The organism is Pedobacter sp. CAN_A7 (assembly GCF_015752175.1).
Lineage (GTDB): Bacteria > Bacteroidota > Bacteroidia > Sphingobacteriales > Sphingobacteriaceae > Pedobacter.
The window spans coordinates 405,155-428,778 of the sequence record NZ_JADOUW010000003.1; the positions used below are offsets into that span (position 1 = coordinate 405,155).

Consider the following 23,624-nt stretch of genomic DNA (forward strand, 5'->3'; position numbering starts at 1 on the left):
TGAGATGAGCATGCAATCAATTAATCCCGTTAACGGAGAAGTCATCAAGACCTATAAAGAAGATGCAGAAGAAGTAGTTGCCAAAAAGATCGAACAGGCACAGGCGGCCTGGGGCCCTTGGCGGAATTCTATTTTTAAGGAAAGAGCGGTCCTCCTTAATAATACGGCTGCTGTGCTTAGAAAAAGGCAACAGAAACTTGCAGAACTCATGGCCCTGGAAATGGGAAAACCCCTTCAAGCTGGGCTAGATGAAATTGAAAAGTGTGCTGCCGTTTGTGAATATTATGCAGAAAATGGGGAAAAGTACCTCAAGGATGAAATGATCGCCACGGAGGCCACGCGTAGTTTTGTCACCTATAAACCTTTGGGGGTTGTATTGGCCGTTATGCCCTGGAACTTCCCCTTTTGGCAAGCTTTCCGGTTTATAGCCCCTGGATTGATGGCTGGAAACTGTGGCCTGTTGAAACATTCCTCCAATGTGACGGGCTGTGCACTCGCCATAGAAGAGGTATTATTAGCTGCAGGCTTCCCGGAGCACGTGTTCCAGACCCTGGTGATTGGAAGCAAAGCGGTGCAAAAGGTCATCGAAAACCCCATTGTCAAAGCAGTAACTTTAACCGGCAGTACGCAGGCAGGCATGAAGGTTGCCCAACAGGCCGCAGCACTTTTGAAAAAATCAGTATTGGAATTAGGTGGTAGCGACCCCTACCTGGTGCTGGAAGATGCTAACCTGGATTATGCCGCCGGGATATGCGCAGAAAGCCGGTTGATCAACAATGGCCAAAGCTGCATTGCCGCTAAACGTTTTATCCTGGTAGAAAGCATTGCCGAAGAATTTATTAAACTGTTCAAAGCGAAAATGTCGGCGAAAAGAACAGGAGACCCTTTTGCAAAAAACACACAGCTAGGTCCTATGTCCAGAAAGGACTTGCGTGATGAACTGCATCAACAAGTATTGGATACTATTGCCGCAGGTGCGGAATGTATCTTAGGCGGAGAAATCCCTGAATTTCCGGGCGATCATGCTTTTTACACCCCCACCATTTTAACCGGAATAAAAAAAGGAATGCCTGCATATACGGAGGAGCTTTTTGGTCCTGTTGCCCTGGTCATCAAAGTGAAAAATACCGAAGAGGCCATTCGGGTAGCCAATGATTCCTTATTTGGCTTAGGCGCTGCAGTATTTACCAAAGATGAAGTGAAAGGCGAACAAATCGCCAGTCACCAATTACATGCAGGTTCGTGTTTTGTCAACGCCCTGGTTAAATCCGACCCCCGTTTACCTTTCGGGGGCATCAAACAAAGTGGTTATGGCAGAGAACTCGGTGTTTTTGGTATTCGCGAATTCGTGAACATCAAGACCGTTTACGTCAGGTAATTAAACTGAAGTACCACCGATTCGCCAAGAATGATCTGATCATCCTCCTGCAGAAAGTGCCCCACTTGTGCGGAGTTCAGCTTAAACTGTCCATCTTCGCCCAGGGATTGTACTTTGGTTTTATTTCCCGGAGGCACACCGCCCTCATCAGCAAACAACATAAAACCTCCCCTTTTTTGGTTCCATTCTAAATGCCCATGAATGCGGCTCACGAAACGGTTACCAGGGAATTCGGGATCATCGGGAAAAACAATATGATTGGTACGCATACCCCCACCACTGGTGGTTGCCGTTTTCTCCCTGCCCAGGTTAACACGCCCATCTGCACTGGTAATCATGTATTCATGAGCTTCAGCACGCCCAGCAATCACCACTATACGCGCACTATTGTGTACAACGGGAGCTTGTGGTGCTTCAACCACCTCACTTTCGATGGCCAGTACCAGGGGCAATTCTTTATACCTGATCCCATCGGCAGGAAGCTGCTCCTGAATATGCGTTTCAAGCACCCAGTTAATCGGTAAGTTAACCGCAAAATTATCTGCAATTCGCTGAATTTCCTTCTTCAACCTGTCGGGCTCCGCTATATATACCGCAGCCTCATAGAGGTGTTTTTCGGTCGCTGCAGGGGCAGCAAAAAGCTTCAGGGTATGAATATGTGCGCCTTCGCCACCTTCAGACTTCTGCAATTCTTCTTTAATAAACTGGAGGATATGTTCTCTGACCAGCTTTACATCCAAAGGATGCTGATCGGAACTTCTATTGAACAGGTTGAACATAAGTTACTTTTTTATTGCTTTTAATATATCCTTTTTCTAACAAAATTGGAATCACATGTTGACCTGCAAGTTTCACAGCGTCAGATGATCCCCTTGTTGATTCTACTCGTATACAAACTACCGTATTGCCCGTTCCTGTGGCATTTGGTGAGAAAAACACGTACCAACCATCATTTATTTTTTCCTGCTTCCATACCCGTTCCGGTGTTCCGGTTTTTCCGGCCAGGTTCACCCCATAAAGTGCCGATCGGTTTGCACTTTGTTCAATCATAAAGGTACGCAGTGTATTGGCATACTGGGCCTCCTTAGCCAGTTTTACGCCTGGTTTTTTCATCACCAGCGAATCACTTATTTTTAATGCATAACGGTTGGGTAACAATACTCCCTGGTTAGCAATACCACTTGCCAAACGGGCTACGGAAGCCGGTGTGGCAATCAATTCACCTTGTCCCCAGGCCATTCCGGAGATACCTGTTGCGCGATGTTTATAGATGTTATTGGGGTTGTACCTGCTTTTGAAAGTGGTTTTCCGCCACAAATCAAACCACTTCTCTTCCTGCGCCTGGTTGTTGGTCTTCCGATCATAAAAATAACCACCAACACCGTTTAAAAACATACCCGTTTTTAGGTATAATGTAGCCATTTCCTCCTGCAGCTTTTCCTCATTCGCCAGCTTAATAAAATAAACGTTGTTTGATTTCACGATGGCACGTTGAAGGGTAATTAAACCAGTTTCATCTGGTTCTATTCCTTTTGTCCTGATCCGCTCATTCCGGCTTACCTGGTATGTTTTTTTAACTGCATCCTGACCTAATTTATTAAAGGAAGCTAAAGCTGTTAATACCTTGGCCGTAGAGCCGGGTTGTGTAGCCAGGGTAAAACCTGGATCTGAATTATTTACCCAGCCCGGTAATTTATTTTGCTCGGCATTGGTTAAGTTTAATTGTTCCCAGTTATTTACCGCAGGTAAAGGATAAGCGGCTGATGCAAGCACATCGCCGGTTGAAGATTCCATCACCACTACCGATACCCGGTTATCATGAAGTGCTGTATCTGCTGCAATAGAACGTTGAATGCGCGTTTGTAAGGAAGCATCTAAAGCCAGGCGAACATCTCTGTTTTTTCGCTTCAGCGCCGCAATATCAGCAGTATCCAATCCCGATAATAATAATGGGGTCAGTTCACTGAAATCATTTTGATGAACGGTCATTTCTTTTACGCCACGTGGCAGGAAACGATCTTCCCTGAAACGGGAGGCGGTTACACTATAATTAGTTACCGGCATTTTAAAACCCCTTAATTCTGCTGCATGCACATATTCGGCAAAATATCCATTTAAACCCCCGGTAAAGATGCCTGTGTTGGCATCACCTGTCCAGAAAAACATCTCGTCTTCAAAAGGGTAGAAACGTTTAGGCCTTTTGTGCATGGCCGAATCCAGGTCGTAATTACCTACGCCAGCCTGCATTAATAACTTCCTTTGTTTAATCACCATCTCTGGATCACTGGTGGCCAGGATCCTTCCATTCCGGTCGTAAACATTACCAGATTCCAGCTTACGCATCAGAATCCCAATACGCGGGTTATAACTAAACATCCTTAAACCGCTTCGATCTGCCACCAATGATGGTTTGGCAATCCAGGATGCTTTGTTAATGGCATAACTACCAATGTTTCCCACCAATACCAGGATCCCTATACTTGCTACTGCAAGGGCAGGCACCAGGTTCGAATCCTGTTGTTTCTGTAGGTATTCCAGTTGCAACGGAGTTCCCTTTAATTTCGAAGTAGTCAATAAAAATCCTGCTGCCACTAAATTGATTACTAACGAGGATCCCCCATAACTTTCGAAAGGAAGTGAGACTCCAGATAGCGGCAAAGCACCCGTAGAGCCCCCTGCAATCAAAACAAATTGTATAAAAGTACTGATACCGATACCGGCACAGATATAAAATAGAAAAGGATTTCCCGTTTGGCGCCCTATTAATATGGACCGGTGCAGGTAAAGTAAAAACAATACAAAAATACAGACCATCCCTGCCCAGCCAAATTCTTCGCCCATGGCAGGTAAAATCATATCGGTATGCGCTTCAGGAATTGTTTTAGCAAAACCCTGACCAGTACCCTGACCGGCAAATCCACCACTGGATATTGCCCAAAGCCCATTGGCTACCTGGTCACCACCATATACCTCATTATTCCAGGCGTCCTGCCAAATGGCTTTCCGATCCGTTAAACGTTCCACGGGCCCAGGTACCAGTTGCGGTAACAAGGGCAATTTGTCGATGGTTAAAAATGCAGTAATCACCAGTAATGCCATTAAAGCAGATTCACTGGCTTGCTTCCGTTTAAAAAACTGAACCAATAACAAAATACCAAAAGTAATGCCCGCTGCCAGCCAGATGTTACTCAACAAATAAGTAGCCAACACATACAAACCCACAAAGGCTGCCATAAACATAAAGTCGCCTCTGGAGAAAGAGAACAGGATAATAAAGGTAAAACAGATCACAATTGCCGGTCCTAAATCGCCCAGCGCTAAAAACAGAAATAAAGTGACGATAATGGAGATCAGGGCAAAAGAGAAAAATGACCATCGCTTTTGCCAGCTTGAATATTCAGAAATAAATCGTTCATTGAGCGCGAAAAAACCTGCAAGAAAAAGAATAATCAGGTATTTCACCAACTCACTAGGCTGAACACCCAACAGGTTAACTTTTACACCGCTTCCTTCCGGTCCGGAACCTAAAACAATTGTAGCCATCAGCAACAACATCGCTAACACTATCCAGGGCCAGCCATTGGCGGCCGATCGCTTCTGCTTAAACACGAACATGCGGTAAAGCGCTGAATCTGGATTAAAACGCCTGAAGTTAATAAACAGCAAAATACTGATTAACAAAGCGCCTATACCCAGGTATTTGACCGTATCAATAGCCAGAAAACGGTCTCTTAAAGGATCCTGCAAACTCAAAAGGGTGAGCAGTGATAAACCTGTTAATACCATGACCACTGGCAGGATAAATTGATCTGCATGTGGCATTTTCCAGGTCATCAGTAGGTGCAGTACTAAAAATATCAGAATGTAAGCACCTGCAATCATCCAGAAACCATTCGTAAATTCAGTTGGACTTCTCACAATAAAAGCACCGTCAGATTTAATTGTACTAAAATCACGCGACGATACCAACCGTATTTGGTGAGGCTGCTGGTTAAACGTAAACTCCCGGTCGTCATCAAGCGCTACGACACCCTGTGTGATTCCAAATTCATAACCCGGTCGTAAGGGCAAAACCATATACGACCTCCCGGTTACCAGGTGGTTAAAGCTAAACGAACCATCTGCAGCCGTTCTGGCAAATGCCGTTAGCGGTAAAATATCCAGGCTATCCTGTGGAATTACTTGTTGCAATTTCACCAGCACCCCCGCAACACCGGTACCTTCGTCCAACACCTCACCTGCTATACTATAAGTCCCTTTTTTGAGGTCTACAGCTGCAGGATATGCCCGGGGCTGTTTTAATTCTTTATCGTAAGAAATGCCGCTTATTTCATCGAAACCCAATAAAGCTCTGGAAAGCAATACCCTTTTCTTAAAAGAGGCGCCGCCTTGCTGATAGGCTTCTTCAGCAGGCACATAATATTTACGCTTGTTCAATTCACCAATGTTGGAAAAGGTCTCCCCCACATCCAGGCGACTTCCCAATACGGTGCCAATAAAACCAATATCCCGTTTATCCAGGTCATAATTACCCCTTTCCAATACACCCATCACCTCTTTTACAGGTTCAGAAGCATTCAGGTTAACAATGTTTCCTGTAGCAATTTTAGTGTCTGTGTCCGCCATGCGGAATTCCAGGACGCCAAATAATTTAAAAAAAAACAAGATCATAATTACCGACAGAACACCTAAAAACAGGCGCTCGTTACGCCGTCTTCCATTTCCGGAATAACTACTCAACTGTTCTTTTTCCATTGGTTTGTGTTTTCGTTGAAAGGGTGTCTGTACGTGATAAACTATCTTTTAAAGGTGTTTTAATGGTATCCTGAGGCGTTGCGGGCAAAGGTTCCCAAGGATTTTCCAGAATCGGCGCCAGTTGACGCTCGGTTTTCTGCAGGTAAAGCACCTGCTGAATCAGCAAGCCAATCACCCCTAAGAGGACCACCACAAGGCCAATCAGGAAATAAATCCACCCTCTATTACGCCTTAAAGGTTTTACTGCCGCAGCAGCTGGAATGGCAGACAACGGAATTTCCTGTTGTTCAGCAGTTTCCTTCCTTGGAATAGGCTTAGAAGCCTCATGGCTGGCTGGTTTATTATTATTTTTCACCAATACCACGGTTATGTTATCATGCCCGCCAGCCTCATTGGCCGCATCAATTAACAAGCCTGCCGCAAAGGGCAAACCCGGGTGTTGGGTGATGATCGAGGTAATCTGGTCTTTATCAATCCTGTCGGTCAGGCCATCGCTGCAAAGCAGCAACATATCACCAGGTAAAAACGGGCTCTCGCCGGTTTCAATGAAATCTTCCTTCATTGCTGCCGTACTGTCAAAGCCCAATGCCTGGTTAATTTCGTTCCTTTTCGGATGGCTCATTGCCGCTGATTCACTCAGGCGACCAGAATCTTCCAGAAAACCAACAAAAGAATGATCGGTAGTAATTTTAACTAAAGCCTGATCCCGTAATAAATACAAGCGGGTATCACCCACATGGGCATAATATAACTTATTGTTCTCCACATCAGCTAAAACCAGTGTAAGTACACAGGCCATCTGTTCCAATGTTGGATCCAGGCGTTTGCGGTTAAAAATCTCTTCATTCGCCAACTTCAGGGTGCCGATCATCCGCGGAATTAAATCCTCGGAGGTCACATTAAAGAGGTTTTTTTTGATGCAGTTTTTAGCAATTTCAGCTGCTACTTCGCCACCTTCATAACCACCTACCCCATCAATAACACAGCCTAAAATAAAACCACTGTGCAATAATTCCTCTGCAATAAAAGCATCCTCGTTATTATCTCTTACTTTACCAACATCTGTTTGGCCAAAAATATTATTGTCCATTACCGTGTTTTTTAATATCGTTGAAATGCATGGCCACTAAGGCTATGCAAAGGACCAATAATGCCCATGTTAAAAGTTGTGACATTCTTTTTATCCTTTAAATACGTTTATACCCACTATTCCGTTCAGCATAATTTTCGAGTTGATCGGTAATTCCATCCAATCCGGCGCATTTATATTACTGCGCTTCACTTCATTCTCATTAATAATGGTTTTCTCCCCGAAAGAGGCCAGGTATAATTTACCATCGGCTGCATTAAAACGGATGCGCAGGTGTGGTGAATCCACCCAGTCTGACGGGATTTTAAAAACCTGAGGCTCTTCGCGTGTTTCTTCTGCACCCGACACTACAATGTCATCATCCTTCATCAGGTATTCAAACTTTTTACCGGCGTACTTCTGGTCGGGCATAATGGTATCCAGACGGGCATATAATTTTGCCGACTTTTTCTTCACTGCCGGTTGATCCGATTCATCCAGTTCAGGTGCATAAGGCAATTCATAATAACCTTCACTATAATAAGTGAACCCTTTTAAAATATCCTCATTGACATCAAAGGTCTGCACTACCCCGGTTTGCCTTGGAATGAAGGTTACCCTTAGGTTATCGTCTTTCTGTGAGCTTCCGGGCAGCAGTTTACCTATAAAACCAATATCACCTCTTTCATAATCCGGATGCGACACCAAACGAAACACCCATTTAGAGCTCGATGGCTGTACTTTTTTACCTTCCTTGGTATGCGCCCGCAGTACCTGATAAAATTGTTTTACCGATTCATCTACAATGATGCCAAACAGACCTTGCTTCTGGGTAAGAAACTCCTTGTAGTCCTCCGCATTGAAACAGATCATGTATTCATGATAAAACACTACCCGCTCTGCAAAAGAAAGCTCACGTACCGACTCTTTAAATTTTTCTAAAATATATTTATAAATGCTGTCTGGCGTTAATGCCCGTGCAGCTTTAAATGCTTTTGACTTTTCACCAGGTAAAAACAGGTCCTGCAGGCCAATCCGTTGCCAGAAAGTATTTTTTGATTCCATCTGTGTGTTGCTTAAAAATAAACGGTCGTATCTAAATCTAATTTTGTACTATCTCTTACTGGTCGTTTTACAGGTTTAATCTCCACTGGAGAAATATAGGAGGTATCGAGCAGCGTGTCCAGTTCCGGATCTTCCGAGGGGGTAGCCACCTTCCTCTCCTCAGGTTTAGGTTGCACCAGGGTGTCTACCGGCCGCTGAACCGTTTGGTCGCGTACAGGAACTTCTTCCGGCTCGCCAATACCAAATAATAATACCGCTAGTGTGCCTGCCATCACCACCATTAATATAATCATGGAATAAAACACAGGTCTGGCCACGTTGATGCGGTCGGGGTCAACGGCTTCCATCGTCGTGATCATTTCTGGAACAGGCTGCGGCCTAACCACTGCGGCTTCTAATACCCGGGGGTCAGTTAATGACGATACGCTATTGTGGATAATGTATTCCTGTAATACTACCCCGTTTTCAAATCGAAGAGCGGGGTCTTTCAGCAAACACTTTTCAATCACATCACGCAGCCATTGCGGAACCTGCATCTCATGAAACTTCTTCTCTTCAGACCATTGCTCTGGCATATTTCCTTGCCGTAGCGTAAGCACGCCAGGAACAGGTTGCTCCAGGTGTGCCAGCATCAATTCATTTCTGGCCTTCTGTCCTTGCTCCCGAAGCGGGAAAGGCACCTGACCGGCAAGTAACTCATAGAGAATAATACCGTAACTATAAATGTCGGTCTGAAATAACAGTTGTCCTTCATTCTGCTCCGGTGCCATAAATTCTACCGCACCAGCGTGCTGGATGCTGGTCCGTCGCTGGTCGTCAGACATGGCCGACAAACCGAAATCAAGCAATACGTAATTGCCTGAGTGGATATTGAACTTTACATTATTACTTTTAATGTCGCCATGTTTGACCGAAAGCTTATGGCAATGGGCCAAAGCATTGGCCAGCTGGTCGGCCACCTTAATCACTTCCTTAATTGAAAATACCGGATCATGTGGTGGTTTAAGTAAATCTTCCAGATCGGGACCATCAATAAATTCCATTTCAATAAATGGGAAAGAACCGCTCTCGGTAATGCCGGAGTTTAAAATCTTAACCACATTCGGGTTAGGTTCTTCGTTTACTTTCTTGAGTTTCTCTACTTCATTTTGAAAGTTACGGAAATTCTTATCTGCTACACTTTCCGTATGGATTGGTGTAGGCAAAAGTTTTACCGCAGTAATAATGGGACCAATACGTCTTCCTTTATAAACTGAACCCTGTCCTCCGGTGCGCAGGGCACCCATGTTTTCCAGGCCTTCAGTAATCGTAAATACTTTACTCATTGTTATTGTTACTACAATTTTAGTTCCATTTATAAAACGTCTGCGTGTGTTTTAACCGTATCCTGACCTGTAACGCCAGCGGTTTTTTTAAATATTACCTGGTAAAACAGCAATCCCATTCCCAGCATAATAGAAACGTCGGCAAAGTTAAAAACGCCTGTTTGAAACAGTCCTAAGTCAAGGTGCAGAAAATCCGTTACTGAACCATGTAACAGGCGGTCGTACACATTTCCGGTACCACCACCTATTACAAAGCAAAGCCCTACAGCATAAGTCTTTGGCAGGTATTTATTACTGAAAAGATAATATACTCCGGCAGCAAGAACCACTATAGGAAGCAATGTCAGAAACAAGAACCTTAGCCCTTCAGGCATGCTGTCGCCAAAGCTTAAAAAAGCGCCAGTATTTTCTACTTTCACCAGGGTTAACCAATTTCCGAACAATTTAATCTGCTCATCATAGCGAAGCTCATCTCTGGCTATATTTTTACTTAACTGGTCGCAGGCCAGGTTGCTGCATAATATAACTAATAGGATAAAGTTTCTAAAAAGCACATTATTTTTCATTCTAAGAATTGCTACTGGATACTTTTTTACATACATTAATGTATGCCTTATTAAACAACATTGTACTATAATAAATCACATACTGGTACTCCTATAAGTCTGCTGCAAAAAAAAAGGCACTATTAAGTTGGCATTCTATTTGGAATACGGTTAGAAACGTAAACCTTATGAAAACATTGCCTTACTTAAAACAGCTTACCTATGGCACGATCATCGTGACGTTCCCCTTCATCTTTTCCGCCTCCCGTGACACGGCGCTTCCTGAACCTATTGTTCAGCCAGCAAAGAGAATCCAGGTGTTACAAACACCTGATGCTGCAGAAACGATAGTGACCATTAAATCTACAGTGGACAGTGTGAAAAGCACCAGCCGCATGATGATTTATAACGCCTTGAATTAAGGCTTGTTTGTCTTGCCGATCACCCTACGCTCCACACCCTCCTTAGTTATTTTTACCGGAAGAATTTTACCCTCCTCATCAAAATACATACGTTCGATACTTGTCTCCCGATGATAGCCAACAGTGGTATTTAAAGGCCTGCGGTGATAAACGATATACCATTCATCTGTACCCGGTAAATTGAACACCGAGTGGTGCCCAGCGCCTCTTGCGATCTGAGGATCCTGCTCCAATACTTTTCCGATTCTTTTAAATGGCCCAAGTGGTGAGTCGCCAATGGAGTAAGCTACACTATAGTGCGGGCCCATCCATCCACCTTCAGACCACATCAGGTAATATTTATCATTACGAATAAACATAAACGGACCTTCCACATAGTTTTCAGGTGTAATGGATTTGAAGGTCTCGCCATCAGGAAAAGGAATAAATCCGCTAAAGTCATCATTTAACTTGGCGATATTACAGTTTTTCCATCCCCCATAGATCAGGTAATATTGACCGTCTTTATCTTTAAAAACAAACTGGTCAATGGGTTGTGCTTTATGATGGAATTTACTGATCAGCGGTTTGCCCAGGTGGTCTTTAAAGGGGCCTTGCGGTTTATCTGATACCGCCACGCCAATGCCACCAAGCTCACTATCATTCTGGATGTCGTTTGCGCCAAAAAACAGGTAATACTTGTTGTCTTTACGGGTGATAGATGGCGCCCAGATGGAATAAGCGGCCCATTTAATATTTTCAACATCTAATACTCTGGAGTGTTTTTTCCATTTAATCAGGTCTTTCGAAGAAAAAGCATCCAGAAAGGTTTGTCTGAGGTATTGTGGATTAATCGTGTTTTTCTGCAAAGCCTTTTGTTCAGGTGTCAGTTTACTTAAACGTGCGGTCTTTCCATAATCTTCAGAAAAGGTTGGATAAATCCAAAAAGTATCATCAAAGATGATAGCTTCCGGATCTGCATACCAGCCGGGAAACAAGGGGTTTCCCGACATTATAGGTTTCTTGTCCTGCGAATTCACAGGCATATCGATCAGGAGCAATAAAAAAAGAAATAAGGGAAATGGATTACGTTTCATCATTGGGTCAGGTTTAGAAACCATGAATATAGAAAAAACTAAATTAATCGTCCTCCATCTCTCGCATTACTGTTTCCATTTTTTTCATCGGCACCTTAAAATAAGTAGTGTTGTCCTTCCGGGTTACATATATAAATGCCGTACTATACAGGATAAAGGTGATTATGTTAAAACCAAGGTGCTCAATAAATGGCGCATCGAAAGCATACTTGTTTACCGTAAGCGCAATCACTGCACAACTTAAAGGCACCATCAACCAGTCAAAAATCTTTTTAACGCTGTAAAATTGCTTCAGTGCCATAAATTTTATGTGCAAGCCCTGTTTTAAATCAACCTCTTGTTGTACTCCACACTCCACAGCAAAAAACCGCTTATAATGTTTCATAAAAACAGCAGTGAAAGGAATATAGATGGCCATGGCTGCCATACATACCACAAATAAATTCCAGTCTCCCCAAAAACGAAGCATCAGGTAGGTTAAAAACGAAAAGACCAGGAGCGACCAAATAAATGTTTTTACCGCATATCGAAAAACCAATTGCTGTTCTTTCTTCATACTTCCCTTAATCCAATCTTTTAGCTCACTATTTTTTAATGGTAATAAAGGTGCACCAAGATCCCTACCTCTTTTCCAGTCTCCTCTCAAATCATCTAATGTGTCCATAATCGTTCTGTTTTAATTTAAAATATTTCTCCAGCTTTTTTTTAATACGCACCAGCCTTACACCCACATTTTTTGCACTCATGCCACAAATGGTGGCAATTTCCTCATAAGGATGTTCGTCGAGGTACAACAGCACAATGGCTTTTTCTATATCGTTCAGCGTATTAATGGCGGCATATAAATGACCTACCTGCTCTTCCAGATCGTCCGTATCACTTGCCGCCATCCGTTCAGCCTGGTCCGTCAGCCGCAGTTCCTCTGGTTGCCGCTTTGCTTTGCGGTGATAGGTAATTGCCGTATTTAAGGCAATGCGATACATCCAGGTCGAAAACTTCGAAAGCCCCTTAAACGAAGGATAAGCTTTCCACAGCTGGTACACAATATCCTGGTAAACATCTTTTTGCAACTCTACCTCCGTAAAATAACTCTTACAGATGCGATGAATAATTCCTGCATGGCTATGAAGCTCCGATAAAAATTGTTCTTCTGTATGTTCCATGTTAAACATCTTTTAAAGCGTTAGTAGCTAAACCTCTTTAAAAACTACATCCCCCACATCATCTTCAGGTCATCAAGCCCGAATTTAAAACTAAAAGCAGCCTTAAATTGTAGTAAACACAGAAAATATTTATTTGCAACATGGAAAAAATGATTCAAGCCCTCTTCAATAATGAAGTGGAGGCCTTTACGGGATTACAGGGATTACAACAGCTAGATCAGACAAAAGATATTTCTCTCGGAGAAACCTATGTATTAACCAAAGATGATGATGGTAAAACAGCCATCCGCTCAGCAAAAGACAAGGCTGAAGGTACTGGCGTAGTAAGTGGTGGCCTGGTTGGTGGTTTATTAGGCCTGCTTGCAGGACCACTTGGTTTTATTGTTGGCGTTGCCGGTGGCATGATTGCCGGATCGGCCAGTGATACCTTGCGTGCAGAAGACGTTTCAGATTACCTGGATAAGGTATCCGCCAATATCCCTACTGGAAAATCGGTGTTAATTGCCCACGTTTGGGAAGATTGGGAAACACCAGTGGACACCGTGCTGCTGCCCATCAGTATTGATTTAAAAAGGTTTGATGTGCATGAAGAATTGTTTTTGCCAGCTCAATCAGAGTTGAGCAAGACCAACGAAGCCATTAAGGCCGCCGAAACAAAGTACCTGGAAGCTCAGGGTGCAGAAAAAGCAGACTGGAATGCTACCCTTGCTAATTTAAGAACCAAAAGAGAGCAGCTGCAACGCCAGCTGGATGTCAATACCGACCAGCAGGAAAAACAATACCAAGCCTGGATAGACAACACCCAACCGCCTACCACGGAGCCCAGCGCTGATACCAGGGAACGCCTGCAAAACCGTTTGGAAGAACAACAAAAAAGATTAGCACAAATTAAACGCAACAGGTAACTTACCCCAAATAATCCCGTATTATCCCTATGATGACGAAAGATCAGATCTTCGGCTATACACCAGCCGAACAATACAAAAAAACTGTTGCTTATTTTTCCATGGAATTTGCAATCGACCAATCGCTAAAAACATACAGTGGCGGACTCGGATTTCTTGCCGGTTCGCATATGCGCAGTGTTTATGAGTTAAAACACCCCACCATCGGTATTGGGATGTTATGGAAATATGGGTATTACGACCAGCTTCGTGGAAAAGATGCCACCATGAAACCTTTCTATGTAGAGAAAAACTATTCTTTTCTTCAAGATCCTGGTATCGAATTCACCATTAACATCCATGATGCTCCGGTAAAAGTAAAAGCCTATTTATTAGCGCCAGATACCTTTGGTTCTGCGCCACTATTTTTACTAAGTACCGATGTGGAAGGCAACGATTGGCAGAGCCAGTCCATCACCCACCGTTTATACGATTCAAACGAATCCACACGCATTGCACAATCCATGGTATTAGGTATCGGCGGTGCTAAACTGCTTGATGAGCTTAACCTGAATATTGATGTGTACCACATGAATGAGGGCCACTCGCTACCCCTTAACTTTTACCTCTATGCCAAACACAAAAGCCTGGAAGAAGTGAAAAAGAGAGTAGTTTTTACCACCCATACGCCTGAAGCTGCAGGTAATGAGGAACACAGCTACAGCCTGCTTAAAAAAATGTCATTCTTCTACCACCTTCAGGACCACGAGGTAAAACATATCTTGCAATTAGAGGGTGATGTACTTAATTATACCCTGGCCTCGCTGCTCTTTGCACGTAAAGCCAATGGGGTTTCTGCCTTACACGGACAGGTTGCACGCGACATGTGGAATGCCAACCCTAATATCTGCGAGATTACGTCGATTACCAATGCCCAAAATAAAACCTATTGGGCAGATAAGCAATTAGATCAGGCTATTACTGCTAATGACGACGCCGCGATTGTTTTGCGTAAAAAAGAAATGAAAACAGCGCTCTTTAAATTAGTAGCCGACCAGTCTGGTAAGATATTTAACCCTGATGTACTTACGGTAGTTTGGGCCCGCCGCTTTGCAGGTTATAAACGCGCCGACTTGCTGATGAACGACTGGAATCGCTTCCTGTCATTAGTCAATCATACGGAGTTTCCAATACAAGTTATCTGGGCTGGAAAACCATACCCTGAAGATGAAGGCGCCATTGAAACCTTTAACCACTTAATCAACAGCACTAAAAAACTTAAAAACTGCACCGTATTAACCGGCTATGAATTGCAGTTATCTGCACTGCTGAAAAAGGGTTCTGATGTATGGCTAAACAACCCGCGCATGTATCGCGAAGCCTCGGGTACCAGTGGCATGACGGCAGCCATGAATGGCAGCCTGAACCTCTCCTTACCTGATGGCTGGGTACCTGAGTTTGCAGTTGACCAACACAATGCTTTTGTTGTTGCTCCTGCTGAAGATCATTTAACCGGCGAAGAGAAAGACAGGTTCGAAGCAGAAGGACTGTTGGATAAATTGGAAAAAGTGATCGTTCCACTGTACTATAATGACCAGCAAAAGTGGTTGGCTATGGTTAAAACAGCCGCCCTGGAAATTGTACCAACATTCGATTCGGGTAGAATGGTCAAAGAATATGAACAGATATTATATTAATGTTTAACTTTGGCTCAGGTTTTGAACATAAAAACTAATTCGTCAATAATACACACACTCATTCTCTAGATGGAGAGCAAAGAAACTTCACCCACATTAAATGAAGAAGCTAAAACTCCTGGGCGTTTTACCCGGTTGTTTTTAACCCTCAACGATGTCTATCAATTTATTGCCCGCTTCTTTAAAGAAGGCTTCTTACCCCCGTATGAGCTCAAAGAATTATGGCGGCAATGTTATGATATTGGCTATCGTTCAGCCTTACTCATATCAACAACCGGTTTTATAACCGGTATTGTATTCGCTAAACAAAGCCGGCCTTCCCTGGCCGAATTTGGTGCCACTTCCTGGCTGCCTTCTCTGGTTGGTATTGCCTTGTTGCGTACACTGGCCCCCTTATTAACTGGTTTAATTGCCGCAGGTAAGGTTGGCTCCAGCATTGGTGCCGAATTGGCCTCCATGCGGGTTACCGAACAGATTGATGCCATGGAAGTATCAGCCACCAACCCCTTTAAATTTTTAGTGACCACCAGGGTTTTAGCAGCCACCATTACCATTCCTATCTTAACTTTTTATACAGCCATGATCGGGATGCTGGGCGGACTGGTGAACATTGCCATGTTCGAAGACACCAGTGCTAAAGCGTATTTTGAAGCCTCTCTGGAGTCCATTACCTTTCTTGACATTACGGCATCAACCATAAAAGCCATTGTTTTTGGCTTTACTATTGGTATTGTAGGGTGTTATAAAGGTTATAATTCTGATAAAGGTACCGAAGGTGTAGGTAAAGCCGCCAATTCTGCGGTGGTAACCGCCATGTTCCTCATCTTTATAGAAGAGGTGATTTCTGTTCAGTTTTTCGGCTTATTTAGAACCTAATCGTCATGACAGAGAAAAAACTAACAGATCCTAATCAGGAAAAAGTCATTGAAATTAAAGGCTTATACAAATCTTTCGGCAATTATCATGTGCTTAAAGATGTAGACCTTGACGTGTATAAAGGCGAAAATCTGGTGGTACTTGGTAAATCGGGTACCGGAAAATCCGTGCTTATTAAAATTATCATCGGTCTCCTTACGCCCGATCAAGGCATGGTAAAGGTATTGAACAATATTGTTGATGAGATTACTTACCAGCAACTGCTTGAATTACGACTAAAAGTAGGATTTTCCTTTCAAAATAGCGCGTTATACGACAGTATGACCGTAAGGCAGAACCTGGAATTCCCCTTAGTGAGAAACCGCCGTGATTTAACACAGGGCGAAGTAGACCATGCTGTGGAAAGTACGCTGGATGCCGTGGGTTTGGCGCAAGCCATCAATCAAATGCCATCAGAATTATCAGGTGGACAAAGGAAAAGAATCGGCATTGCCAGAACCCTGATCCTGCAACCTGAAATCATGCTTTACGATGAGCCAACAGCTGGGCTGGATCCCATTACCTGCATGGAAATTAATAGCCTGATTAACGAAGTTCAGGAACGTTATCACACCAGTTCCATTGTTATTACACATGATTTGACTTGTGCAAAAATGGTAGGCAACCGTGTTGCCATGCTACTGGATGGTAATTTTGAGCGTCAGGGAAGTTTTGAAGAGGTTTTTAACACAAACGATGAAAGGGTGCAACCTTTTTACGATTACAATTTTATAAAATAATTTTTATGCAAGTAACAGATAAACGGCGTCAAATAACGGTTGGCATTTTTGTATTTATAGGTCTGGCCATCTTTATTCTTGGGGTATTTACCCTGGGTGGCCAAAAGAAAGCGTTTACCAAAAGCATTAGCTTGAGCATCCTGTTCGATGATATCCAGGGTTTAAAAGCCGGCAACAATGTTTGGTTCTCCGGAGTAAAAATCGGTACCATTAAGAAAATCCAATTCTACGGAACTTCACAAGTACAGGTTGTTATCAGCATTGACGAAGAAGCGCATAAATATATCCACAAGGATGCAACCGCCAGTATTGGATCGGATGGGTTAATTGGTGCAAAGATCATTGTGCTGACCGGCGGAAGCGAGAAACTTCCCTTTATTGAAGATGGCGACCAGCTGAGGGTGAGTACTACCTTATCTACCGATGAGATCATGAAAACCTTTCAGGTGAACAACAAAAACCTGGTTGACATTACCAACGATTTCAAAACCCTGTCGAAAAACCTGGTGGAAGGTAAAGGTGCTGCCGGTGCTTTATTAGCCGACGAACAGATTGCACAAAATTTTAAAGCCATTGTGGCTAACCTGCAAACCACTACCCTGGCTTCTAACAAAATAGCGGCGGAACTAGATCAGTTTTCAAGAAAATTGAACACTAAAGGTGGTCTTGCCGATAAATTAATGACGGATACCGCTGTTTTTGCACAATTACAACGCTCCGTTGCCGAATTGCAAAACACGACGAAGTCTGCTGCAGTGATGACGGAAAACTTAAACAAAGCTTCTGCTAAGTTCAATCAAACTGACAATGCGGTTGGTCTGTTGATTAATGACCCTGCAACTGCGCAACAGGTTAAATCTATTATGACTAACCTGGAAACCAGCAGTCAGAAACTGGATGAAGATTTGAAAGCCTTACAAAGCAATTTTCTATTTAGGGGTTACTTCAAAAAGAAAGCAAAAGAAGAAGCTAAAGCAAAGGAAGAATTACAAGAAAACACAAATTAATTTAGTAAGCTAATCAGCTGTCGGCAAACGCAGCCAAACTTCTTTATACCTAATAACAAATACCATAAAAAAGCAGTGCCTGTCTCCTAAACGAGGATGACAGGCACTGCTTTTTTAAAGACACGGGACGCTCCTTGCGATGCCCTAAACAGTTATTTTCATGATTAGGGTTAATATATTTATAATAACGAAATATATATTATTATATAATAAAGATCAGAAATAATTTTCAGTTAGGATCCCCCTGATTTTGACCCAAGTCAAGCTTCTAATAAAAGCGAGATGAATACGACATGAATCCGTGTTGAATATATGTTTTTCTAGAAAAACACGGATACATTATACATCCAAGTAGTTTCCAACCTATATTCAGGCAGAATTATTCTCGAGTTTCTTTAAACTAAAAAGAGGCTGATCATTTTGCAAAAATGATACAGCCTCTTTTTTATGGTCATAATGATCAGGTGGTTATTTTTTCGCTCCCCTGATATCTAATTCATCAATAATGTTTTTAGCACCGCCTAACACCTCAATGCACCAAAGCACATACCGGATGTCGACACTGATGGTTCTTTTAAATTGTTTGTCAAAAGCGATATCACCGCTCATGGCTTCCCAATTACCATCAAAAGCTAAACCGATCAGCTCGCCATTTGCGTTCAACACAGGCGAACCTGAATTACCGCCGGTAATGTCATTGTTGGAGATGAAGTTTACCGTTAAGGTACCGTCATTTCCGTAGCGACCGTAATTCTTTTTCTTAGCGTTTTCAATCAGGTTAGCTGGCAAATCAAATTCGCTGTCTCCTGGAATATATTTCTGCATCACGCCTTCCATGGTCGTGGTAGGCTGGTAAGTAATCCCATTTTTCGGAGAGTAATCCTGTACCTGACCATAAGAAATACGCATGGTGGAGTTGGCATCAGGATACATCAGTTTTCCTTTGTTTTTCTCCAGAATCGCTTTTAAATATAAATGATCCAATTCTGCCTTTTTCGTTTCAAAATCTGATACGACTGAACCAAAGTTATTGGCAATATAATCAGCAGGAACCAGGTTAATAGCCCATTGGTATCCCGGGTCTTTTTTAACATCCTCTTGTGATGGATTGGTGGCAATAAAAGCCTTCAACTTTTCAGGTCTGATGAAATGACTGTTTTCCCATAGGTAATCAGCATATTTTTGAAAAGTAGTTTCCGGGTTACCAGTCCAGTATTTTTCTGCAATTTCTGCAAAAAACTTAGGCTGAGATTTAACGGGTACATCCTGGTAAAAAGAAGCCAGAATTTTAGCAAAAATCTTTTTATCAGCTTTCTCTGTATAGGTAGAAGTGTATTTGGCTAAAGTAGAAGCCATTTTTTCCTGCACCTGTTTATTAAAGGCTTCATCGCCTCTGCTAATGCTTAATTTTAATAAAGTGTTACCTGTAGTGATGGCCTGTGGCACCCATGCAGAAGCTAGGAAACCTTCGTTAATATAGGTCCTTTGCACCGCTATCGGTGTTAAGGTTTTATAAATGGCATCATACTGCTCCATTAATCCAGCAAATTCTGTTTTTTCTGCAGCCCAGTCGGTAAATGCTTTTTCTTCGACTCTTTTACTATCAGAAACTTTAAGTCTTTTCAGCTGTTCAGTCTGGCCAATATAGTATTTCCAATAGTTGGCAATACTGGCGTATTGTGAAGAAAGTTTTAAACGTGTATCCACGGATTTATCCATATCCTCTTTCCAGGAAGTAAGGCGGATGTTACGCAATTTCACGATCGTTGGGTTAACTTTTTCTGTCGCTAAATCTACGCCATACGATGTTAAATAACGGTCTGTGCGACCAGGGTAACCATAAACCATTGCAAAATCACCATTTTTCACTCCTTTAATCGATACAGGTAAAAATTTCTTTGGGGTATAAGGTGTATTGCTCACATCATATTTCGCAGGTGCATTACCTTTTCCAGCATACACACGGAAAACAGAGAAGTCGCCAGTTTGGCGTGGCCATTCCCAATTATCGGTATCACCACCATATTTACCAATATTTTGTGGCGGAGCGCCTACCAGACGAATGTCGTCAAAGCGTTCATACACAAATAGAATAAATTGGTTTGATTTATAAAAATCTTTAACATTCGCTTCCAGGTTAGGATTGGTTGCGGCAGCTTTGCTTAAGGAAGCAAAAATTTCTTTCATTTTAGCATCTTTTGCTTCACCTGTTAAACCTTTGGTTGCATTTAAAACCTGTGGCGTAACATCTTCCATTTTCAACAGGAAACGAACGAACAAACCATCAATTGGTTTTTCTTCGCCATAGTTTTTAGCATAGAAACCATTGTCAAGAATGTTGTTTTGTGCTGTGGAGTTTGACGCGATGGCATCATAACCACAGTGGTGGTTGGTAAAGATCAAACCTTTGTCGGAAACAATCTCTCCTGTACAGAAACCACCGAAATGAACGATGGCATCTTTAAGGCTGGAACCATTGGCACGGTATAAATCTTCGGCCGATAGTTTAAAGCCCTGCTTTTTCATTTGCTCTTGATTTTTACCGATCAGCATGGGGATCCACATTCCCTCATCTGCCTTTGCGGTGTTAGCGAACGAGCATGTAATCGCCAACAATAGCAGATAGACTAGTTTTTTCATAAATATCATAATTTACCGCAAAGGTAATAAGATATGGTTACAAAGGTAAGGTCAGTATAAATCTAGTTCCTCTGTTCACTTCGCTTTCTACTGCAATGGAACCATTTAAAGCTTTAATTTGAGTTTTAACCAGGTAAAGCCCTAAGCCCTTCCCCTCTACAGAAGTATCTATACGTTTATATAATCCGAACAAACTATCGCCATCTTTTTCCATATCGATACCTTTCCCATTATCTTCAAAGGTGAATTTTACAGCGCCAGGTAGTGCTTCACTTTTGATGGTGATAACTGGTGGTACACCTGACCTCCGGTAACGGATGCTATTGGAGACCAGGTTATAGAAAATACTGTGGATATAACTTTTTACAGTAGTCAACATCTGAACTTTGGTAAAATCACTGGACAGACTTACCCGATGTTTTACAATCAGGTGGTTGATGCTTAACTGGAGGTCGTTTATTAATTGCTGAAGGTCTACACTTTCCCTACCTTCATTCAGCTGTTCGCGCAGTTGTAAAACATGGTTGAGGTCACTAATTACGCCATCTAGTTTTTTTATACTTACTGATAAACTTTTAACCAGTTCTCCAGCCCCCTCGCTATCCCCAATCACATCTTCAAGAAGCGCAGCAAGGCCAATAATATTGGCAACCGGAGCCCTTAGGTTATGAGAAACCACATAAGTAAACTCTTCAAGGTCTTTATTCCGCTGCAACAACTCGGCGGTAATTTTTTCACTTTGAATAGCCGCAACTTTAACTTTAGTAATATCTGCAATAGACAAAAGCAAGCCCATATTTTGCTTGTCCTCACCGGTGATGGGTATCCAGCACAGGTTATACCACTTATCGCTGCCATCAGGTTCTACACGGCTCACCTCATATTCAATTTTTTCACCCAGTAACACGCGATCGGCTACATTTTGAATCAATTCATGCCGTTCCGGATCGAAATATTCCAATATGCTCTCCCCTTCCTGTGGATATTTATAACCCTGGAGCATGGAAATATCAATAGCCAAACTGTTATAGGAGAGCACTTTTAAATCGGCATCAACCAACACATACCCCACATCCGTATTATTAAAAATAGTGCGCAAATTTGCTTCACTGCGTTCCAGGGTCTGTTCCGCAATTTCACGATGACTGCGGTCGGAGATATCCCTGATGATGATACTCGACTGTTCCTTGCCCCTGGCATCTTTAAATAGCACAGTAGTCACTTCGCCAGGAATTTCCTTACCATCCTTTTGCACAAAAAGCACTTCTGCTTTGGCACGGCCCAAGCGGTTTCGAGTTTTTAAAATCTCCAGCAATTTAGGCTCTGCAAAGGTGAAAATGTATTCAGGAGTTAATTTACAAATCTCTTCTTCAGACATTTGAAATAATGCACAGGCAGCGGGATTAGCAGCGAATATTCTTTCGTTGGGTATGGTGAGTAAAAAGCCGTCCATGCTGTTCTCAAAAAAAGACCTGAATTGTGCTTCACTATTTTTTATGACCTCTATTTCTGCTTTACGCGTCGTAATATCCGTAACCATGGCCAGCGCCCCCTTGTATTTCCCCTGCTGGTCGTACATCGGACTAGCTGTGGTGTTCGTCCAAATGGAGCCTCCATTTTTAGTGATGTATTGCACCTCCTCTCTGGCTTTCAGACCCTGTTTACCATTCTTGATCAGCGACATCAATTCTTCCTGTTCAGTAGCCGGCAGCACTGCTGAAAAGTCAAGCCCGATCAGTTCCTCTCTTTGGTAACCTAGAAGCTCCATCATTTTGTTATTGACAAAATTAATTTTATGGTTAAGGTCCAGTGTACAAACACCTATTTCTGCGGTATGTACAATAGTTTTGTATATGTTTTCTTGATCGAATTCGGAAATGGTGGCCTCAGTCATTAAGTCGTTTGTTTAAAGCATTTAGTTTTAGATACTTCAGGATATCGCGATATGTTTTAAAAATAAGCATATTTCGGTACAATCATCAAAAGAGTAAAACTAATTTATCGTATGTTTGTTTAAATTTATAAGTATAAATCTACACAAATTAAATACTAATGAAGTATTCTATAGCTGATCTGGAGAAACTTTCGGGGGTTCAATCCCACACGATCAGGATATGGGAACAGCGGTATAAGGCTTTAACACCCCATCGATCTGCGGGAAATACGCGTTATTACGATGATGAACAGTTACGAAGGTTGCTGAACCTGGTCACCTTAAACCATTCAGGTATTAAAATATCACAGGCCTGTGCGCTAAGTAATGAAGAAATCAACAACATCATTCAACAAACTATAGATCAAAGTCGTGCCACAACGGGCGAATTTGAACATTACATCAATCAGCTTTTAATAGACGGACTGGCTTATAATGAACTAGCATTTAACAAGGTATTATCGCAAGCTATAAAACAGCATCATTTAAACAAGGCTTATGAGCAGGTCATTTACCCCTTGCTCAACCGCCTGGGCATGATGTGGCAGCAGGATAAAATATGTCCGGCGCAAGAACATTTTCTGTCTAACCTCATCCGCCAAAAACTTTTCAGTGTAATCGATAGCCTGCCGTCTGGTAACCCATCGGGTTCCACCTGGTTATTATTCTTACCAGAAGACGAAGGACACGACATTGGTTTATTATTTGCGAAATATGTTTTGCGAAATGCCCAACAAAAAGTGATATATTTAGGAAGCCATGTACCCATAAGCTCCTTAAAGCTAGCCATAAACGATAATCAGGTTGACCATTTACTGTTTTTTATGACACATGCACGTTTAGTAACCGATGCTCAGCATTATATTAATGAATTAGCCCTTCAGTTTACTTCAGGTCGGATACACCTGGCGGGCAACAGCAGACTACTTTCTGAAATAAAATTGCCTGATCATGTAAGCTGGTTTAAAAGCATTGGCGACCTTGAAAAATACATCCATCCCATCTCTTAA

Annotated in this window: 19 protein-coding genes; 8 read left to right on the plus strand and 11 right to left on the minus strand. The window is 42.5% G+C overall.

Features of this window, described 5'->3' with window-relative positions; translation table 11 throughout:
• Window positions 1-4 precede the first annotated feature (4 nt).
• Window positions 5-1,378, plus strand: a complete 1,374-nt coding sequence (locus IWX76_RS13220; protein ID WP_196860403.1) for an NAD-dependent succinate-semialdehyde dehydrogenase — start codon at window positions 5-7, stop codon at window positions 1,376-1,378.
• Here the strand turns inward: IWX76_RS13220 and IWX76_RS13225 are convergent.
• The 6 genes from IWX76_RS13225 to lspA all read right to left on the minus strand — a co-directional run bounded on the left by IWX76_RS13225 (window position 1,366) and on the right by lspA (window position 10,158).
• Complete coding sequence (locus IWX76_RS13225) at window positions 1,366-2,157, minus strand: FHA domain-containing protein (protein ID WP_196860405.1); 792 nt, start codon at window positions 2,155-2,157, stop codon at window positions 1,366-1,368. The genes IWX76_RS13220 and IWX76_RS13225 overlap by 13 nt on opposite strands.
• Window positions 2,138-6,133, minus strand: coding sequence for an FtsW/RodA/SpoVE family cell cycle protein (locus tag IWX76_RS13230; RefSeq protein ID WP_196860407.1), 3,996 nt, complete (start codon window positions 6,131-6,133; stop codon window positions 2,138-2,140). Before IWX76_RS13230 ends, IWX76_RS13225 begins: the two co-directional genes overlap by 20 nt.
• On the minus strand, window positions 6,111-7,223 hold the full coding sequence (locus IWX76_RS13235; RefSeq protein WP_196860409.1) for a PP2C family protein-serine/threonine phosphatase: 1,113 nt from the start codon (window positions 7,221-7,223) through the stop codon (window positions 6,111-6,113). The genes IWX76_RS13230 and IWX76_RS13235 overlap by 23 nt, the downstream gene beginning before the upstream one ends.
• 90 nt (window positions 7,224-7,313) lie before the next feature.
• Window positions 7,314-8,267, minus strand: coding sequence for a hypothetical protein (locus IWX76_RS13240; RefSeq protein WP_196860411.1), 954 nt, complete (start codon window positions 8,265-8,267; stop codon window positions 7,314-7,316).
• An 11-nt stretch (window positions 8,268-8,278) separates the two neighbouring features.
• The gene (locus IWX76_RS13245) at window positions 8,279-9,592 is read right to left on the minus strand and encodes a serine/threonine protein kinase (protein ID WP_196860413.1); all 1,314 of its coding nucleotides are present in this window, start codon (window positions 9,590-9,592) and stop codon (window positions 8,279-8,281) included.
• 29 nt (window positions 9,593-9,621) lie between these two features.
• Complete coding sequence (gene lspA, locus IWX76_RS13250) at window positions 9,622-10,158, minus strand: signal peptidase II (RefSeq protein ID WP_334641915.1); 537 nt, start codon at window positions 10,156-10,158, stop codon at window positions 9,622-9,624.
• 167 nt (window positions 10,159-10,325) lie between these two features.
• Here lspA and IWX76_RS13255 point away from each other — a divergent pair, with 167 nt between their 5' ends.
• Window positions 10,326-10,559 carry a hypothetical protein gene (locus tag IWX76_RS13255; RefSeq protein ID WP_196860417.1) on the plus strand — a complete coding sequence of 78 codons (234 nt, stop codon included), beginning with the start codon at window positions 10,326-10,328 and terminating at the stop codon, window positions 10,557-10,559.
• Here the strand turns inward: IWX76_RS13255 and IWX76_RS13260 are convergent.
• The 3 genes from IWX76_RS13260 to IWX76_RS13270 are packed head-to-tail and all read right to left on the minus strand — an operon-like array spanning window position 10,556 to window position 12,798.
• On the minus strand, window positions 10,556-11,638 hold the full coding sequence (locus IWX76_RS13260; RefSeq protein WP_334641916.1) for a glycoside hydrolase family 43 protein: 1,083 nt from the start codon (window positions 11,636-11,638) through the stop codon (window positions 10,556-10,558). The two genes, IWX76_RS13255 and IWX76_RS13260, sit on opposite strands and share 4 nt — an antisense overlap.
• A 40-nt stretch (window positions 11,639-11,678) precedes the next feature.
• Window positions 11,679-12,299: a hypothetical protein gene (locus IWX76_RS13265; RefSeq protein ID WP_196860418.1), complete on the minus strand. Its 621-nt coding sequence runs from the start codon at window positions 12,297-12,299 to the stop codon at window positions 11,679-11,681.
• Window positions 12,283-12,798: an RNA polymerase sigma factor gene (locus IWX76_RS13270; RefSeq protein ID WP_196860420.1), complete on the minus strand. Its 516-nt coding sequence runs from the start codon at window positions 12,796-12,798 to the stop codon at window positions 12,283-12,285. The genes IWX76_RS13265 and IWX76_RS13270 overlap by 17 nt, the downstream gene beginning before the upstream one ends.
• 140 nt (window positions 12,799-12,938) lie before the next feature.
• Here IWX76_RS13270 and IWX76_RS13275 point away from each other — a divergent pair, with 140 nt between their 5' ends.
• From IWX76_RS13275 to IWX76_RS13295, 5 genes are all read left to right on the plus strand, one after another.
• Entirely contained in the window at window positions 12,939-13,703 is a 765-nt protein-coding gene (locus IWX76_RS13275) for a DUF1269 domain-containing protein (RefSeq protein WP_196860421.1), read from the plus strand.
• A gap of 29 nt (window positions 13,704-13,732) precedes the next feature.
• Window positions 13,733-15,379 carry an alpha-glucan family phosphorylase gene (glgP, locus tag IWX76_RS13280; protein WP_196860423.1) on the plus strand — a complete coding sequence of 549 codons (1,647 nt, stop codon included), beginning with the start codon at window positions 13,733-13,735 and terminating at the stop codon, window positions 15,377-15,379.
• A gap of 69 nt (window positions 15,380-15,448) precedes the next feature.
• Window positions 15,449-16,255, plus strand: coding sequence for an MlaE family ABC transporter permease (locus IWX76_RS13285; protein WP_196860425.1), 807 nt, complete (start codon window positions 15,449-15,451; stop codon window positions 16,253-16,255).
• 5 nt (window positions 16,256-16,260) lie between these two features.
• Window positions 16,261-17,034, plus strand: a complete 774-nt coding sequence (locus IWX76_RS13290; RefSeq protein WP_196860429.1) for an ABC transporter ATP-binding protein — start codon at window positions 16,261-16,263, stop codon at window positions 17,032-17,034.
• A gap of 5 nt (window positions 17,035-17,039) precedes the next feature.
• Complete coding sequence (locus IWX76_RS13295) at window positions 17,040-18,041, plus strand: MlaD family protein (protein ID WP_196860431.1); 1,002 nt, start codon at window positions 17,040-17,042, stop codon at window positions 18,039-18,041.
• Window positions 18,042-18,509: 468 nt separating this feature from the next.
• On the opposite strand, the gene IWX76_RS13300 is transcribed toward IWX76_RS13295, so the two are convergent.
• Together IWX76_RS13300 and IWX76_RS13305 are read right to left on the minus strand one after the other, a co-directional pair.
• Window positions 18,510-20,681 (minus strand): S46 family peptidase, encoded by a 2,172-nt coding sequence (locus IWX76_RS13300; protein WP_196860433.1) that lies wholly within the window; start codon window positions 20,679-20,681, stop codon window positions 18,510-18,512.
• A 37-nt stretch (window positions 20,682-20,718) separates the two neighbouring features.
• Entirely contained in the window at window positions 20,719-22,575 is a 1,857-nt protein-coding gene (locus IWX76_RS13305) for a PAS domain-containing sensor histidine kinase (protein WP_196860435.1), read from the minus strand.
• 158 nt (window positions 22,576-22,733) lie between these two features.
• Between IWX76_RS13305 and IWX76_RS13310 the strand changes: the two genes are divergently transcribed.
• On the plus strand, window positions 22,734-23,624 hold the full coding sequence (locus IWX76_RS13310; RefSeq protein WP_196860437.1) for a MerR family transcriptional regulator: 891 nt from the start codon (window positions 22,734-22,736) through the stop codon (window positions 23,622-23,624).

Bases quoted from the DNA above. Each gene is read 5' to 3' on its own strand.
- IWX76_RS13225 (WP_196860405.1), bottom strand. From the start codon at position 2,157: ATGTTCAACCTGTTCAATAGAAGTTCCGATCAGCATCCTTTGGATGTA.
- IWX76_RS13300 (WP_196860433.1), bottom strand. From the start codon at position 20,681: ATGAAAAAACTAGTCTATCTGCTATTGTTGGCGATTACATGCTCGTTC.
- IWX76_RS13255 (WP_196860417.1), top strand. From the start codon at position 10,326: ATGAAAACATTGCCTTACTTAAAACAGCTTACCTATGGCACGATCATC.
- IWX76_RS13245 (WP_196860413.1), bottom strand. From the start codon at position 9,592: ATGAGTAAAGTATTTACGATTACTGAAGGCCTGGAAAACATGGGTGCC.
- glgP (WP_196860423.1), top strand. From the start codon at position 13,733: ATGATGACGAAAGATCAGATCTTCGGCTATACACCAGCCGAACAATAC.
- IWX76_RS13235 (WP_196860409.1), bottom strand. From the start codon at position 7,223: ATGGACAATAATATTTTTGGCCAAACAGATGTTGGTAAAGTAAGAGAT.
- IWX76_RS13305 (WP_196860435.1), bottom strand. From the start codon at position 22,575: ATGACTGAGGCCACCATTTCCGAATTCGATCAAGAAAACATATACAAA.
- IWX76_RS13220 (WP_196860403.1), top strand. From the start codon at position 5: ATGAGCATGCAATCAATTAATCCCGTTAACGGAGAAGTCATCAAGACC.
- IWX76_RS13230 (WP_196860407.1), bottom strand. From the start codon at position 6,133: ATGGAAAAAGAACAGTTGAGTAGTTATTCCGGAAATGGAAGACGGCGT.
- IWX76_RS13275 (WP_196860421.1), top strand. From the start codon at position 12,939: ATGGAAAAAATGATTCAAGCCCTCTTCAATAATGAAGTGGAGGCCTTT.
- IWX76_RS13270 (WP_196860420.1), bottom strand. From the start codon at position 12,798: ATGGAACATACAGAAGAACAATTTTTATCGGAGCTTCATAGCCATGCA.
- IWX76_RS13290 (WP_196860429.1), top strand. From the start codon at position 16,261: ATGACAGAGAAAAAACTAACAGATCCTAATCAGGAAAAAGTCATTGAA.
- IWX76_RS13265 (WP_196860418.1), bottom strand. From the start codon at position 12,299: ATGGACACATTAGATGATTTGAGAGGAGACTGGAAAAGAGGTAGGGAT.
- IWX76_RS13310 (WP_196860437.1), top strand. From the start codon at position 22,734: ATGAAGTATTCTATAGCTGATCTGGAGAAACTTTCGGGGGTTCAATCC.
- IWX76_RS13295 (WP_196860431.1), top strand. From the start codon at position 17,040: ATGCAAGTAACAGATAAACGGCGTCAAATAACGGTTGGCATTTTTGTA.
- lspA (WP_334641915.1), bottom strand. From the start codon at position 10,158: ATGAAAAATAATGTGCTTTTTAGAAACTTTATCCTATTAGTTATATTA.
- IWX76_RS13260 (WP_334641916.1), bottom strand. From the start codon at position 11,638: ATGATGAAACGTAATCCATTTCCCTTATTTCTTTTTTTATTGCTCCTG.
- IWX76_RS13285 (WP_196860425.1), top strand. From the start codon at position 15,449: ATGGAGAGCAAAGAAACTTCACCCACATTAAATGAAGAAGCTAAAACT.
- IWX76_RS13240 (WP_196860411.1), bottom strand. From the start codon at position 8,267: ATGGAATCAAAAAATACTTTCTGGCAACGGATTGGCCTGCAGGACCTG.